General features: G+C 72.0%; 17 protein-coding genes. 6 read left to right on the top strand and 11 right to left on the bottom strand.

Annotation, left to right across the window (positions count from 1 at the left end; all coding sequences use genetic code 11):
• Positions 1–20 precede the first annotated feature (20 nt).
• Positions 21–623: a LysE/ArgO family amino acid transporter gene (locus ACLJQF_RS23195; RefSeq protein WP_410611540.1), complete on the top strand. Its 603-nt coding sequence runs from the start codon at positions 21–23 to the stop codon at positions 621–623.
• On the opposite strand, the gene ACLJQF_RS23190 is transcribed toward ACLJQF_RS23195, so the two are convergent.
• From ACLJQF_RS23190 to ACLJQF_RS23155, 8 genes are all read right to left on the bottom strand, one after another.
• Entirely contained in the window at positions 624–1,103 is a 480-nt protein-coding gene (locus ACLJQF_RS23190) for a methylated-DNA--[protein]-cysteine S-methyltransferase (protein ID WP_410611538.1), read from the bottom strand. It abuts the gene before it with no gap.
• Complete coding sequence (locus tag ACLJQF_RS23185) at positions 1,103–1,474, bottom strand: hypothetical protein (RefSeq protein ID WP_410611537.1); 372 nt, start codon at positions 1,472–1,474, stop codon at positions 1,103–1,105. The genes ACLJQF_RS23190 and ACLJQF_RS23185 overlap by 1 nt, the downstream gene beginning before the upstream one ends.
• Positions 1,471–2,184: a 2OG-Fe(II) oxygenase gene (locus tag ACLJQF_RS23180; RefSeq protein WP_410611536.1), complete on the bottom strand. Its 714-nt coding sequence runs from the start codon at positions 2,182–2,184 to the stop codon at positions 1,471–1,473. The genes ACLJQF_RS23185 and ACLJQF_RS23180 overlap by 4 nt, the downstream gene beginning before the upstream one ends.
• On the bottom strand, positions 2,181–2,774 hold the full coding sequence (locus ACLJQF_RS23175) for a methylated-DNA--[protein]-cysteine S-methyltransferase (RefSeq protein WP_410611535.1): 594 nt from the start codon (positions 2,772–2,774) through the stop codon (positions 2,181–2,183). Before ACLJQF_RS23175 ends, ACLJQF_RS23180 begins: the two co-directional genes overlap by 4 nt.
• Positions 2,771–3,247, bottom strand: coding sequence for an RNA polymerase sigma factor (locus ACLJQF_RS23170; RefSeq protein WP_410611534.1), 477 nt, complete (start codon positions 3,245–3,247; stop codon positions 2,771–2,773). The genes ACLJQF_RS23175 and ACLJQF_RS23170 overlap by 4 nt, the downstream gene beginning before the upstream one ends.
• A 35-nt stretch (positions 3,248–3,282) precedes the next feature.
• Positions 3,283–4,047, bottom strand: a complete 765-nt coding sequence (locus ACLJQF_RS23165) for a putative protein N(5)-glutamine methyltransferase (protein ID WP_410611846.1) — start codon at positions 4,045–4,047, stop codon at positions 3,283–3,285.
• Between the two features lie 13 nt (positions 4,048–4,060).
• On the bottom strand, positions 4,061–4,573 hold the full coding sequence (locus ACLJQF_RS23160) for a L,D-transpeptidase (RefSeq protein WP_410611532.1): 513 nt from the start codon (positions 4,571–4,573) through the stop codon (positions 4,061–4,063).
• A 101-nt stretch (positions 4,574–4,674) separates the two neighbouring features.
• Entirely contained in the window at positions 4,675–6,042 is a 1,368-nt protein-coding gene (locus ACLJQF_RS23155; protein WP_410611530.1) for an APC family permease, read from the bottom strand.
• A gap of 170 nt (positions 6,043–6,212) precedes the next feature.
• On the opposite strand from ACLJQF_RS23155, the gene ACLJQF_RS23150 reads away from it, so the two are divergent.
• The 5 genes from ACLJQF_RS23150 to ACLJQF_RS23130 all read left to right on the top strand — a co-directional run bounded on the left by ACLJQF_RS23150 (position 6,213) and on the right by ACLJQF_RS23130 (position 10,760).
• The gene (locus ACLJQF_RS23150) at positions 6,213–6,707 is read left to right on the top strand and encodes an Lrp/AsnC family transcriptional regulator (protein ID WP_410611529.1); all 495 of its coding nucleotides are present in this window, start codon (positions 6,213–6,215) and stop codon (positions 6,705–6,707) included.
• A gap of 117 nt (positions 6,708–6,824) precedes the next feature.
• A complete protein-coding gene (locus ACLJQF_RS23145; protein WP_410611527.1) occupies positions 6,825–8,192 on the top strand; it encodes an aspartate aminotransferase family protein in 1,368 nt (455 codons plus the stop codon).
• 273 nt (positions 8,193–8,465) lie between these two features.
• Positions 8,466–9,674 (top strand): cytochrome P450, encoded by a 1,209-nt coding sequence (locus tag ACLJQF_RS23140; RefSeq protein ID WP_410611525.1) that lies wholly within the window; start codon positions 8,466–8,468, stop codon positions 9,672–9,674.
• Between the two features lie 31 nt (positions 9,675–9,705).
• A complete protein-coding gene (locus ACLJQF_RS23135; RefSeq protein ID WP_410611523.1) occupies positions 9,706–10,095 on the top strand; it encodes a hypothetical protein in 390 nt (129 codons plus the stop codon).
• 2 nt (positions 10,096–10,097) lie between these two features.
• The gene (locus ACLJQF_RS23130) at positions 10,098–10,760 is read left to right on the top strand and encodes a response regulator transcription factor (protein WP_410611522.1); all 663 of its coding nucleotides are present in this window, start codon (positions 10,098–10,100) and stop codon (positions 10,758–10,760) included.
• A gap of 50 nt (positions 10,761–10,810) precedes the next feature.
• Here the strand turns inward: ACLJQF_RS23130 and ACLJQF_RS23125 are convergent, their stop codons facing one another.
• From ACLJQF_RS23125 to ACLJQF_RS23115, 3 genes are all read right to left on the bottom strand, one after another.
• Positions 10,811–11,953, bottom strand: a complete 1,143-nt coding sequence (locus ACLJQF_RS23125) for a S8 family serine peptidase (protein ID WP_410611521.1) — start codon at positions 11,951–11,953, stop codon at positions 10,811–10,813.
• A gap of 14 nt (positions 11,954–11,967) precedes the next feature.
• Entirely contained in the window at positions 11,968–14,109 is a 2,142-nt protein-coding gene (locus ACLJQF_RS23120) for a hypothetical protein (protein WP_410611519.1), read from the bottom strand.
• A 121-nt stretch (positions 14,110–14,230) separates the two neighbouring features.
• Positions 14,231–14,566 carry a hypothetical protein gene (locus ACLJQF_RS23115; RefSeq protein ID WP_410611518.1) on the bottom strand — a complete coding sequence of 112 codons (336 nt, stop codon included), beginning with the start codon at positions 14,564–14,566 and terminating at the stop codon, positions 14,231–14,233.
• Between the last annotated feature and the right edge of the window lie 13 nt (positions 14,567–14,579).

Here is a 14,579-nt window from a genome sequence, read left to right as displayed (position 1 = left end):
CCCGCTCATACGGTGACGGGGTGCTTCCTCTCCTCCTGGCCGGGTTCGGAACCGGCCTCTCGTTGATCGTGGCGATCGGCTCGCAGAACGCCTTCCTCCTCCAGCAAGGCCTGCGCGGCGGCGCCGTGGCCCCGCTCGTCGTCATCTGCGCCGTGTCGGACCTGGCGCTGATCGGGCTCGGGGTCAGCGGAATCGGGGCCGTGCTGGAGCAGTGGCCGACCGCGATCGGGGTCATTGCTGTCGGCGGTGGGCTGTTCCTGCTCGGGTACGGTGCGCTCGCCGCGCGGCGGGCCTTGAGGCCGTCCGTCATGGTCGTGGGGGAGGAGCGCACCCCGTTGCGGAAGGCTGTTCTGGCCTGCGTTGCCTTCACCTGGCTCAACCCGCACGTCTACCTCGACACCGTCCTGCTGCTGGGCTCGGTCGCCGTTGCTCATGGGGATGGGCGGTGGCTGTTCGGGGTGGGGGCCGGGATTGCCAGTGCTGTCTGGTTCAGCGCTCTCGGGTTCGGGGCCAAGCGGCTTGCCGGCGTGTTCGCGAAGCCGATGGCGTGGCGCGTGCTGGACGTCGTGATCGCCGTGACCATGACCGGGCTGGGTGCCGGCATGCTGCTCAGCCGCGTCTGATCACCAGAGAGCCGAAGCCGGTGGCCGCTCCAGGTCCAGGAGGAACTGCTTGCGCTGAATTCCGCCTGCGTAGCCCGTCAGCTTTCCGCCTTTGCCGACGACGCGGTGGCACGCCACCAGGATGCTCAGCGGGTTGCGCCCCACCGCCGCGCCGACCTCGTGTGGCAGGCCGCCGGCCGCTCGGGCCAGATCGCCGTACGTTGCCGTGGCGCCGTAGGGGATCGACGTGATCTCCGCCCATACAGCGCGGTCGAAGTCGGGGCCGGTCGCCTGTGCCGGGACGTCGAATGCGGTGCGCCGGCCGGCGAAGTACTCCTTCAGCTGCCGGGCTGCCTCGGGGAACGCCGTGTCGTCGCGGTCGCCGAATGTCGTGCGGTCCGGGTGGGTCCAGTGGTTCGGGAAGTACAGGCCGGTCACGACGTCGCCGTTGCCGACAACGGTCAGGGGGCCGATCGGGGAATCCAGTACTGCGTGCTTCATCAAGTCTCCCAAGTGGTGCCGTCCGCGCGGGCGCCGCGCAGGCCGGGGAGTGGGTAGCCGGCCAACGTGTCGGTCGCGAATGTTCGATGTGGACTCCAGGACGTCGACAGGAGCAGCCGCCGGGACATTCCGGCCCAGCTCGCCGGGGATGCGCTGACCACCCACGCGTCCGGCGCCGGCGTCGCGAAGCGGCTGGCCTGGCGCAGCCACGACGCCGCCGTCTCGGGCCAGGCCACCGCGGCCAGCACCAGGCCGCCCCACGCGGCCGCGATCCGGTCGCCGTCCGCGCGGGAAGCGGAGTCCGTGCCGATCACGATGTGCCGTGCCCGGCCGAGCAAGCCGAGGAGTGCCTCGAGCTCGAGGGAGGTCATGCCGCGTCGTGGAAGACGAGGCCGAGCGTGTGACGGCGGCCCGAGCGGACCGCTGACACGCCGTGGCGGACCGGGGCCGCCGACCAGCCGCGGGCCGAGCGGACCGGGCGGTCGCGGGTGGTGAACACCAGGCCGTGGCCCTGCGGGATGAGCGTGGCCGTGCCGCGGGACTGGGCGCGTGGCCGCTGCTCCACCAGCAGGAACTCGCCGCCGGTGTGGTCGGTGCCCGGGTCGTTGAGGTTGATCACCACCTGCAGCGGGAACACCTTGTCGCCGTAGAGGTCGCGGTGCAGTGCGTTCCAGCCGCCCGTCTCGTAGCGCAGCAGGATCGGTGTCGGCCGCTGCTGGCCCGCGGCGTGGCACACCGCCAGCCATCCGTCCAAAGTGGACGGCCACTCGGCCGCGCGGCCCAGCCGGGCGGCCCAGTCCCGCGCGATCGGCAGCAGCCGCGGGTAGAGGGCCTGCCGCAGCCGCTGCACCGGTTCCGGGAACGGCGACGCGAAGTAGTGGTAGTCGCCGTTGTCCCCGAAGCGGTGCCGGCGCAGGTTCACCGTCGCCCGGAAGTGCGATGGCTCGTCCCACAGCGCGACCAGCCGCGCGCACTCGGCCGGGGTGAGCAGCGGGGGCAGAAGCGCGCAGCCGTAGTCGTCCACCTCGGCCGCCACCGCGGCCCAGTCGGCTGCGGCGACGCGCTCTTCGAACGTCGTCACGCCGCCTCCATCGTCAGCAGGGCCCGCTTGGCCTCCTCGCCGCCGGCGTACTGGCCGTACGACCCGTCGGACCGGACGACCCGGTGGCACGGCAGCACCACCGGCACCGGGTTGAGCGCGCACGCGGTGCCGACCGCGCGGACCGCCTTCGGGCTTCCGGCCGCCGCCGCGACCTGCGCGTAGCTTTCCGTCCGGCCGTACGCGATCTCGTGCAGGTGGTCCAGCACGGCCCGGCGGAACCCCCGCGCCAGCCGGAGATCCAGCGGGACGTCGAAGTCGTGCCGCTCGCCGGTGAAGTACTCGTCGAGCTGCCGGGCCACCGGATCGAGGCGGGCCGGGGCCCGGAGGACCCGCGGGCTGATCAACGCCGCCAGCTCGGCCAGCACGGCCTCGTGGTCCTGGCGGTCGAAGGCCACCTTCACGAGGCCCTCCTCGGTCGCCGCCAGCAGCAGCGGCCCCACCGGGGAGTCGACCGTGTGGTAGGCGACGTCCAGCAGTCCCTCGCGGTCGGCGTCGGCGACGAGCCGCTCGTGCATCACCCTCGAATCGAGCAGGACCTCGTTCGTGAAGAACTGGAACATGTCCGTCATGAGTGCGCTCCTTCCAGGGGGTAGCAGGCCCGCAATGTCTTGACGCCGTCCGCGGCCGCCCGGCGGGCGGCGTCGACGGTGCCGCCGGTGATCTCCGCGATTTCGCGGTACGGCAGCCCGGCCAGGTAGTGGTAGGCGACGGCGAGGCGTTGCTTGTCCGGCAATCTCGCCAGCGCGTCCCACAGGTCGCCGTTCCACGCGTCCGTGCGGCCGGGCCCGTCCGGGACCTCCTCGACCGGGATCGGGTGGCGGGCCTGCGCGCGGGTGACGTCGACGGCCTTGCGGTGCGCGATCGTGACGAGCCACGCCTGGACGTTGGCGTCCGCGGGCAGCTCGGGGTACGCCTTCAACGCGGCCAGGAAGGTTTCCGACCAGGCGTCTTCGGCGTCGGCCGGCCCGAGCACGGCCCGGCAGACCCGGAGGACCATCGGCCCGTGCTCGGCGACGACTTGCTCGAACGGTTTCACGATCACACCAGGTAGACGTCCGGGAGCGCCGGAACGTGAGATCACGATTCCGCGGTACCGGTCACGACGGTCGCGCCCAGCTCGTCACAGGAGTGCACGCGCGACGACAATCCCGCCCCGGCAAGGATTTCCGCGAGCACCGGCGCCTGCCGCTCACTCGATTCGATCAGCAGCGTCCCGCCCGGTGCGAGCCAGTCCGGCGCGCCCGCGGCGACGCGCCGGGCGAGGTCCAGGCCGTCCGCGCCGCCGTCGAGCGCCACCAGCGGCTCGTGCAGGCGAGCCTCCGGCGGCATCGTCGAGACGGCGTCGGTGGGGACGTACGGCACGTTCGCCAGCAGGACGTCGACCCGCGAAAGCAGGGACGACGGCAGCGCGTCGTAAAGATCGCCCTGGTACACGGCGGCAAAGGGGAGGTTCAGCCGCGCACACTCGACCGCGGCGGGCTCGACGTCGGCGGCGTGCAGCTCACGCGGTGGGCGCGCCGCGGCGAACGCGGCGCCCAGCGCCCCGGAGCCACAGCACAGATCGAGCACCACCGGGCCCGGGGGAGCGAGCGAGACGGCGACGTCGACCAGGAACCCGGTGCGATGCCGCGGCACGAACACCCCGGGGCGCACGGTGATCCGCAGGCCGTGGAACTCCGCCCAGCCCAGCAGGTGCTCCAGCGGCAGCCCGGCGACGCGGCGTTCGACGAGCGCGGCGAGCTCCGCGGGGGTCGTGGCCGCGGCGACGAGGAGATCGGCCTCGTCCTCGGCGAACACGCAGCCCGCGGCGCGCAACCGGGAGATGACCGTAGGAGTGTCCAACAAGGGACGAAGCCTACAAGACCTGCACCGCGTCCCCGACGTTCAGCCCGTCGAAGAACGCCGCCGAATCGGCGTCGGTCAGGTGAACGCAGCCGTGCGAGGGCGCGTCCAGCGGCCCGGCGTGGAAGGCGATGCCGCCGGCGGCGAAGAACACCGAGTTGGGCATGTCGGTGCCGTACTGGCTGCTGCGGTGCTCGCGGTCCTTCCACGCGACGTGGAACGACCCGGCGGGCGTCGCCTGGTCGGGTGGCCCGAACCCGGCCGGGACCGGGCCGCGGACCACCTTGCCGTCCCGCAGCAGCCAGGCCAGCCGCTGCGCCAGGCTCACGCAGGCACCGGTCGTGACGGCGCACGGCGGCGTCGGCGGGGGTGTGGGCGTAGGTGTGGTGGTCGTGGCCGGTGTGGCCGACGTGGTGGTCAGCGGCATCGGCTCGGCGATCGGGCTCGGCGTCGTGGTGCGCGGCGCCGAGCAGGCCGCCGTGACCAGCACCGCCCCCAGCAGAGGCACCACCCCGGTCCTGCGCATCCGTCGTCCCCTCGCCGAAGGTCCTGCCGGGGATCAGTACGGGTGAACGGCCCCGAAGGTTGAGCGCGGGTGGGTTACCCCGGCCGGGCGACGCCGAATCGCTACTCCTGCGGGACCGTCACCACCCACCGGCTGGGACGGCGGCGCAGGTAACCCCACCAGTACAGCGCCGACACCACGAGGACCCCGGCGGTGATGCCGAGGTCGAGCGCGCTCTGCTCGACCAGGACGTAGGCCAGGGCCGCGACGGCCAGTGCCGGCACGAGCGGCCACGCCGGCATCCGCCACACGTGCGGCTTCCGGTGCCGCGCCCGGCGCGCACCGAGCGCGGCGGCCGCGACGCTCAGGTACAGCGCCACGACGGCGACCCCGGTGACGCCGCTCAGCGTGTCCACCGGCACGAAGCAGAGGACGGCTTCGGACAGCCCGGTCACCAGGGTCGCGACCCACGGCGCGCCGAACCGCTCGCTCACCACGCTCATCGCGCGGTTGACCGGCGCCGGCCAGGCCTGGTCGCGCGCGGAAGCGAAGAGCACCCGCGAGTTCTGGATGACCATCACGATCACCGCGTTGACGATCGCCGCCGCGATGCACAGGCTGATCGCGACCCCGACGGCGCTGCCGCTCCAGCCGGTGACCAGCGCGGTCAGGTCGACGCCGGCGAGCGCGGCGGTGTCCGGCACGGCCAGGGTGATCGCCACGACCGGCACCAGGATGACGACGGCGCTGATGCCGAGCGTCCAGAACACCGTCCGCGCGACGGTCCGCCGCGGTTCCCGCATCTCCTCGGCGAGGTAGACGGCGGTACTGAAGCCCTGCACGACGAACAACGCGACGGCGAGCCCGGCGACGACGGCGATCAGCCCGATCCCGCTGGTGCCGAGGCTCGGCTTGAGCAGCACGGCCGGGCTCTGCGTGGTGTGCGTGAAGCCGAGCAGGGACACGACGAAGATCGCGACCAGCTCGATGACCAGGAAGATCCCGGTGATCCAGGCGTTGGAGCGCAGGTTCAGCAGCCCCATGAGAGTGCCCGCCAGCATGACGAGCGCGCCGGCGACCGAGGGGTTGATGTCGGCGACGGCGGCGAGGTAGTCGGCCACGCCGATCGCGATGATCGGCGGCACGACGAGGATGACGACGAAGGACAGCATGAACGTCAGCCAGCCGGCGAACCGGTTCGCCACCGTCGTCACCATCGCGTACTCGCCGCCGGCGCTCGGCACCAGCGTGCCGAGTTCGGAGTAGCAGAAGGCGATCCCGACGCAGAGCAGCACCGCGAGGGCGACGGCGAGCGCGGTGCCGGTGCCGAGATCGGCGAACAGCGGGGGCACGAGGACGAACAGCGACGACGCCGGCGTGACGCAACTGAGCGTGAGCAGCGTGCCGCCCCCGACGCCGATGGATCGGGTGAGGGTCTTCGTCGGTTTCGCGGTGGCGGGGAGGTCGGGCGGGGCGGGAGTACGGGGCATCGGCGTTCCCTCCGGCCGGGTGCAGGGTGCGACGGATGGAACAGCAGTGATTCGGTGTTGTCAACGCGTCTTCGACGACCGAAATCGTTGTCTGAACGGGCTAGGTCATTCGGATTCAGTCACTCATCGTCACAGCGGGGCGGGTTTGCCTGCGATCGCCCGTGTCGGGGATGATCCGGGGCGTGAGCAGCCAGGACACGACCGGCCGGCCCGCCCCGCCGGTGCTCGACGACATCTCGCGGCAGATCATCGCGCAGCTGCAGGAGGACGGGCGGCGCGCGTACGCGACGATCGGCAAGGCCGTCGGCCTGTCCGAGGCGGCGGTCCGGCAGCGGGTGCAGCGGCTGTCCGATTCCGGCGTCATCCAGATCGTCGCCGTCTCGGATCCGTTGCAGGTCGGGCTGTTCCGGCAGGCGATGATCGCGATCACCGTCGACGGCCCGCTGGAGCCGGTCGGTGACGCACTGGCCGAAATGGACGAGATCGCGTACGTGATCCTCTGCGCCGGGCGCTACGACCTGCTCTGCGAAGCCGTCTGCGCCGACGACGAGGCGCTGCTCCAGCTGATCTCCACGCGGATCCGCGCGCTGCCCGGCGTCCGGCACGCGGAGGTGATGGTCTACCTCAAGCTGCGGAAACAGACCTACCAGTGGGGCACTCGCTGACCGTGACGACTAAATCCGAAGGTCTTGTGTTTGAAGAAATCATGAATTAGTCGTCCAAGTTCGGCTGGACGACTGAATCGCTTGCGTATCGGGTCCGTGGCATGCGATAACCGGGGCATGACCACTTCTGCCGACCTCGCCCAGGCCGCTCGCAGCAACCTCTGGATGCACTTCACCCGGCACTCCGCCTTCGCCGAGACCGACGTCCCGGTGATCGTGCGCGGCGAAGGCCCCTACATCTGGGACGCCCGCGGCAAGCGCTACCTGGACGGGCTCGCCGGGCTGTTCGCGGTGCAGGTCGGTCACGGCCGCGAGGAACTCGCGGAGGCCGCGGCGCGGCAGACGAAGCAGCTCGCGTACTTCCCGCTGTGGGGGCACGCGCACCCGACGGCGATCGAGCTGGCTTCGCGGCTGGCCGCCGCGGCTCCGGGCGACCTCGACCGCGTGTTCTTCACCGTGAGCGGCGGCGAGTCCGTGGAGACGGCGTGGAAGCTGGCCAAGCAGTACTTCAAGCTCGTCGGGAAACCGGGGAAGCACAAGGTGATCAGCCGCGCGCTGGCCTACCACGGTACGTCGCAGGGCGCGCTGTCGATCACCGGCATTCCGGGCGCGAAGGCCGACTTCGAGCCGCTGGTGCCGAGCACCCTGCGCGTGCCGAACACGAACTTCTACCGCGCGCCCGAGCACGCCGACGACTACGAGGCGTACGGCCTCTGGGCGGCGAACCAGATCGAGCAGGCGATCGAGTTCGAAGGAGCGGACACCGTCGCGGCGGTGTTCCTGGAGCCGGTGCAGAACACCGGTGGCTGTTTCGTGCCGCCGCCCGGGTACTTCGCCCGGGTGCGCGAGATCTGCGACAAGCACGACGTGCTGCTGGTGTCCGACGAGGTGATCTGCGCGTTCGGCCGGCTGGGGTACGACTTCGCGGCCAAGCGGTACGGGTACCAGCCGGACATGATCACCACGGCGAAGGGCTTGACGTCGGGGTATGCGCCGCTGGGTGCGGTGCTGGCTTCGGAGCGGCTGATGGAGCCGTTCACCCGCGGCGCGACGACGTTCATGCACGGGTCCACCTACGGCGGGCACCCGGTGTCGTGTGCGGTGGCGCTGGCGAACCTGGACCTGATGGAGCGGGAGGACCTGTACGGCCACGTGCGGTCGCGGGAGACGGCGTTCCGGTCCACTTTGGACCGGCTGACGGACCTGCCGATCGTCGGGGACGTCCGGGGGGCCGGGTTCTTCTACGGCATCGAGCTGGTCAAGGACAAGGCGACCAAGGAGACGTTCTCGGCCGAGGAGTCGGAGCGGGTCCTGCGGGGGTTCCTCTCCGAGGCGTTGTTCGAAGGTGGGTTGTACTGCCGGGCCGATGACCGGGCCGAGCCCGTCGTGCAGCTGTCGCCGCCGCTGGTGTGTGATCAGGCGGAGTTCGACGAGATGGCGGAAATCCTGCGGGATGCGCTGACGCAGGCGTGGAAGCTGCTTTGACGGGGCGGCCTCCGGCCCCCGCGATCCACGATACCGGGGGCCACCGACGGTTCCGGCTCGCCGATGTCCTGAATGACTCATTCCGGACCTCGGACGTCCTGAATGAGTCATTCAGGACGTCCGGGCCGCTGGACCGATCGGGCGGGGAACGCACGTTCCGGGGCCCGGCCGCCGCGTTCCTGAGTACCGTGGAGCGCGGGGGACCGGGGGAGCGGCCGGTGACCGGCCCGCCCGTGTCCGCGCCGTTCGGCCGCGCACCCGGGAGGAGAACCCATGACCGCCACCACGGATACGCCGCGCCTGCCGTTCGAACGGCCGAACGTCCTGGAAATCGCTCCGCTCTTCGAGGTGCTCCGCCGGCAGGGGCCGGTGGTCGCCGTGACCACGCCGACCGGGGACCCGGCCTGGCTGGTCACCGGGTTCGAGCAGGTCCGGGCCGCGTTCACCGATCCGCGGCTCGGGCGGTCGCACCCGGCGCCGGAGGAGGCGTCGGCGCTTTCGAACGCCGCGATCCTCAGCCGGCCGCAGGGTGACCACGAGACCGAGCACGTCGAGCACGCGCGGATGCGGCGGATGCTCGTGCCCGCCTTCTCCGCCAACCGGATCCGCCGGCTCGCCGGGCACGTCCAGGAACTCGCCGACGGCTGCTTCGACGCCATGGAACAGGCCCGTCACGGTGACGGCCCGGTCGATCTGCACGAACACCTGTCGTTCCCGCTGCCCGTGCTGGTGATCTGCGAGCTGCTCGGCGTCCCGTACGAGGACCGGGACACCTTCCGGGTGCTGTCGGACCGGATGGGGCGGATGGACATCGGCGACGGCGCCGACGCCGCGCTCGACGAGTTCACCGCCTACATGAGCCGGCTCGCCGCCACGAAGCGGCGGGATCCCGGCCAGGACGTCGTCTCGGACATGGTCCGCGAGCAGGACGGCGACCCCTCGTTCGGGGACGACGCCCTCGCCCGGCTCGCCGCCGGGCTGTTGTTCGCCGGGCACGAGACGACCTCCAACCGGATCGACCTCGGCGTGCTCTACCTGCTCAGCGACCTCGCCCGCCGGGACGCGCTGGCCGCCGATCCCGATGGCCGGGTGCACGGTGTCGTCGAGGAAATCCTGCGGATGTCCGCCCCGAGCGGGCTCGGCGTGCTGCGGTACGCGCACGACGACGTCGAACTCGGCGGCGTCACGATCGCCCGCGGGGACGCCGTCGTGCTGTCGATCGCCGCGGCCAACCGGGACGAATCCGTGTTCCCCGCCGCGGAGACGTTCGACCCCGAGCGCAAGCCCAACTCGCACGTCGCCTTCGCCTACGGTGGCTGGTTCTGCATCGGCGCCAGCCTCGCCCGCACCGAGCTGCGCGTCGTGTTCGGGTCGCTGTTCCGGCGGTTCCCGGGGTTGCGCCTGGCCGTCGGCGTCGATGAACTCCACGTCCGGACCAACCGTGTCACCGGGGGAGTGGACCGCGTGCCGGTCCTCTGGTAGACCAACGGCGGTCGTGAGTGGAGGAAAAGACGTGACGTTGTGGGACAAGCTCGGGATGGACGACAAGCTCATCAAGGTGCTGACGGAGATCCCGCCGGGTCCCGACGCCGAGGAGTTCGGCCGGGCCTACGTCACCATCCACCAGCTGGCCGTCGAACTGGACCAGCGGTTTCCCGAGGTCCGCAAGCAACTCGACGTGCCGCTGGGCGGTGGCGCGACCCGGCACGCCGGGCTCGTCGAACTGCTCGGCAAGGAGCTGGTGGAGAAGATCAAGCGCTACGGCGACGTCTACCCGATCGAAGCCGCACAGCTGTCGTCGGTGCGGTTCCGGGAGGTGCGGCTCCGCGGCCCGGGCGGCCGTGACCTGGTCGGCGCGTCGAAGAAGGACCTGCCGTTGATCCGCCTGCGGCCGAAGGACTGAGGGTGCTCGCCCCGCCGCCGGTGCGGGTCCTGGTGGCCGAGCGCGATCCGGCGGTGCGAGCGCGCCTGAGCACGGTGCTCGACGAGGCGGACGGCGTCGAGCTGGTCGGCGCGGTCCCCGACGCGACGGCGGCCCGGGTCACCCTCCGCCGGCGGCTGCCGGACGTGCTGCTGCTGGACCTGCGCCTGAGCCCGCCGGAGGAGTTCCCCCGCCGTCCGGCGGTGGTGGCCCTGGCGACCTTCGACTCGGAGGCGGGCATCCTGCGCGCGCTGCGCGACGGCGCCGCCGGGTTCCTGCTGCGGTCGGCCCCGCGGCGGGACCTGATCAAGGTGGTCCGCCTGGCCGCGGACGGCCACGTCGTGCTGTCCCCGGACGTCTCCCGCCGGTGGGTGTCGGCGGCGACCCGGCTGTCCGGCCCGCGCGACGAGCGGCTGGCGGCGGTGGACCGGCTGTCGGCCAAGGAGACCGAGGTACTCGCGGCCGTGGGCGCGGCCCTGACGAACGCCGAGATCGCCGAGCGGCTGGACCTGCCGGAGCCGGTCGTGCGGGAGCACGTGGCGAGGGTGGTGCGGAAGCTCGGGTGTGCGCACCGGACGGGCGCGGGGTTGCTGGCCTACGAACGCGGGCTGTGCCGTCCGGGGCGTGACCGGCCCGAACCGGCCTGAACGACTCTTCCTGACGCCCGGCGTCAGGAAGAGTCGTCCGATTCAGGCGATCAGAAGCCCGCCAGGCCGTTCGGCACCCCGACACCGGTCGGGGCGTCGTAGCCCGGGCCCGCGACGCACAGGTAGTCGCCGCCGCACTTCGTACCGCCGCCTGCCGGGTCGTTGTGGCCCGTCGTCACGTCGGTGAACGCCCCCGTGTTCGCGTAGATGCCCGCCGGCTGGGTCACTCCCGCGTGCCCCGAACGGCCGATCAGGCCCGCGACGAACGGCGCCGAGGCGCTCGTGCCACTGGCCGGGAGCCACCCGCCCGCGTCCGCGAAGTGGATCGCGATGTCCTCGGCCGCCGCCGACACGTCCGCAACCGTCCGCTTGCCGCAGTGGGTGTCCTTCTGCCACTTCGGCTTCGCGATGTACGCCGAGCAACCGCTGCCGCCGTACGTCCAGGCCCACTCGGCCCAGCCGCGCGCGGAGTCGGGGTCGCGGGCCAGCGACGTCCCGCCGACCGCGACCGTCGAGGCCAGCACCGCCGGGTAGCTCGCCGCGGTGAAGCCGCTGTCGCCGGAGGAGGCCACCACCGTCACGCCCGCGTGCTGGTAGTGGCTCGCGTACGCCAGCGCCGCGCCGCCTTCGCGGGCGCCGTAGCTGTTCGACACGACCTTCGCACCCAGCCGCACCGCCGTGTCTTCCGTCTCCGCCAAGTCGGCGAACCCGGGCGAGTTCCCCTCCACGACCAGGATCCGGCAGGACGGACACGCCGCCGACACCATCGAAACGTCCAAAGTGGACTCCAAGGCCCAGCCGAAGTCGGCGGCCGGCAGCGGTGCCGCCGCGCCCTGCTGGTTCACCTTGCGGAAGCAGCCGTTCGCCGTCGTGCACGGCGGCAGGCCGTACTGCGCCCGGTACGCGGCCAGGTCGGCCTCCAGATTCGGCGCGTCGAAGGCGATCGAGATGCCGACGACGGTGTCCGGCCCCGCCGCGGCGGGCAACGCGTAGGCCGACGCCAGGTCGTCGGCACCCCAGCCGGCCGGGCCGAAGGCGCGCGCCGCGCCCGGCGTGTAGGTGGTGAGGCAGCGCAGCACGCCCGGCCGTTCGGGGCACGCCGCACGCGGCCCCGGAGCGGCGCTCGCGGCCGGCGTGACCACACCGGCGGCCGCCACCGCGGCGGCCAGCACCCCCAGCCATCTCCTGCTCATCGTGGACAGTCCCCTCATGACGTGTAGACGTGGTAGGCGGCGGTGATCGTCTCGGCGATGGTCGCGCCGGCGGCGTCGGCGGCCGTGACGCGCAAGGAGACGTCCGTGCCCCGGAACGCCTCCGTGGTCGCGGTGAAGTCCGCGTGGAAGACGCCGTTGCCGCGGGCGGTGACGGTGGCGTCCTGCCAGGTCGTGCCGTCGGTCGAGTACTGCACGGTCGCGGCGGTCACCGGCGAACCGGTGCTCTGCTGCAGGTGCCCCACCGTGAGGTCCAGGCCCTGCGGCCCGGACACCGTCGACCCGTCCGGCCGCAGCCCGCCGACCGCGTACCCCAGGGTCAGCAGCGGTTCGACCGCGCACTCCCGGTCCGGCCCGCCGTCCCCGCGGGCGCAGTACAGCGACGCGGGCAGGGTCACGCCTTCGACGTGCTGCGATTTCCACGTCCACTCGGTGTGGGTCGCGGTGCTCTGCCGGTACATCGGCCCGGTCCGCCCGGCGTCGATCGTGAGCCCCAGTGTCGAGGGGCCGGGCGCGACCTCCTGTTCGAAGGCGGCCGAGGTGGCGCCCAGTGGAGAGCCTTCGGCGAGGGTCGTGCCGTCCTGGGTGAAGCGGTAGGACCCGGTGACGGTGTCCCGGGACTCGCCGTAGAAGCCGAAGCCGGTGTGGCCGGGCTGGTTGTCGCTGAACGGCGTGATCGAGAACCGCAGCAGGTCGCCCGCCCGCGTCGCGCCCGGCAGCGTGTACGCCCGGCCGTCGTTCAGCGGCAGCAGCGCCACCTCGCCCACCGGGTGCAGCGGGAACCGGTTCCAGTCCTCGGTGACCGACGAGCCGCCCTGGTAGGTGTGGAACTGCTCGCGCTGGCCGCCGGCCCAGCCGGGGAACGGCCCCGGCAGCACGTACTTCGAGAACCCGCCGAACCACCCCAGGTCCGGCGCCGCCGAGACGTACTCGGTCTGCTTCCGGGGCAGCTGGATCGGGTGCGCCGGCCGGCCGCTGATGTCCTCGAACGTGAACATCCCGCTGCGCTGACGCAGACCGAGCGAGGAGTACTCGCTGAAGTAGGTGGCCTCGACCGCGGCGACGTCCTTCGCCGTGATCACGTACCGCTGCTGCGGAATCACGCCGATGCTCGCCTTCTGCAGCACGTATTCGTACGGCGTGCCCGGCCCGGGCGGGGACACGAGCCTGCTGTACGGGTAGGTCTGCAACGCCCCGGTGCGCACCGGGACACTCGTCGGCGACACCGAAATCGGCACGCCGGGCCCGGCGTCGAATTCGACGAGCAGCGCCGGCCCGGTCTTGGCGGCCCGGCGGAACAGGAAGCCGGTGTCGTCCAGCAGCGCCGGGCGCGGCGTCACCCAGGTCAGCTTGCTCGACGCCCGTTTCGCGTCGACGCGGACGGTGGCGTCCGCCTTCACCGCGAACTCCGGCTGCGCGCTGAACCGCAGCTCGGTCGGGTTGCCGTCGGCGTCGGTCGTCCAGAACACGCCGAGCGCGCTGTAGTTGCCGTCCGGCACGCTGAACTTGGCCGTGCCGCCGAAGAAGTAGTTGAAGTTCTCGTCCGCGGCGAGGGCGTTGCCGTCGTCGGTGTTGTAGAGGAACGCGATGCCGGTGTCGGCGGGCTTGCCCGCGATGTCGGTGGCGTCGACCGACACCGTCCGCATCACCGACCGCGGCTGGGCTGCCTGCCGCTTCGGCGCTCCCGGCAGGGCGTAGCGGACACCGCCGGCGAACAGGCCCTGGCCGCCGAACCGGCCGCGGGCACTGTCCTCTTTGAACTGCTTCGCCAGCGCGGCGCCGAAGGTCGCGGTGTCCACCGGGGCCTTGGTCCCGGCCAGCAGCGCCTTGACGTCGAACAGGCTCAGGTCGAGGCCGCGTCCGAGGTAGGGCAGCGCGGTGCCGGGGACCTCGTAGTCCCGGCCGCCGAGGCGCAGGTGCACCAGCGCCCGCGCCATGCCCTTGTCCGCGGCGGGCTGCACGTCGAACGTGTCCCGGCCGTCCGGTGCGGTCCGGACGGTCACCCGGTCCCCGGTGACGAGCGTGACGGTCGACGACGGTTCCGCGGCGACCGCGGCTGTCGCGGCCGGCGGGGCGAGCCCGGCCACGCCCGCCGAGCCGGCGAGCAGGACCGCGAACACCGAAAATGTTCTTCGCACTGGCACCTCCGTGTGGTGATCGATCACCACTACCGACGAGCCAGCCGCCCGGACCGTTGAGGGAACCCGGCGATCTCCCGCGAAATACCCTGATCGGCTCAACGACGGACAGTCAGCGGTGCTACGTCTTCCGCGCCTGTTCGACGGCGTCCAGGAACGCCTTGACCTCGCCGAGCTTGCCGTACCCGTAGCGGAACGTGTTCCCCGGCAGCTTGTCGCAGCCGAACGGCACGTTCGCGACGACGTCCGTGGGTGCGTCCGGAGCCAGGAAGACGATCTCGCCGGGCTTCCCTCGGGTGGCTTCGGTGTGCCGGATGCCGGTGAGCTTCGCGACCGGGAACCGGTACGGGGTGTCGTCGGGGAGGAAGCCCAGTGACTTCGTGGCCACCTTGAGCGTGACGGTCCGGCCGTCGAAGTGGATCGATCGGCGCCGATCCCGGACGTGGTGGCGCGGCAACGGCCCTCCCGTG

Origin of the sequence: Amycolatopsis sp. lyj-109, assembly GCF_046548995.1 — a bacterium.
Taxonomy (GTDB): domain Bacteria; phylum Actinomycetota; class Actinomycetes; order Mycobacteriales; family Pseudonocardiaceae; genus Amycolatopsis.
This window is presented reverse-complemented; position numbering and strand designations above follow the sequence as displayed.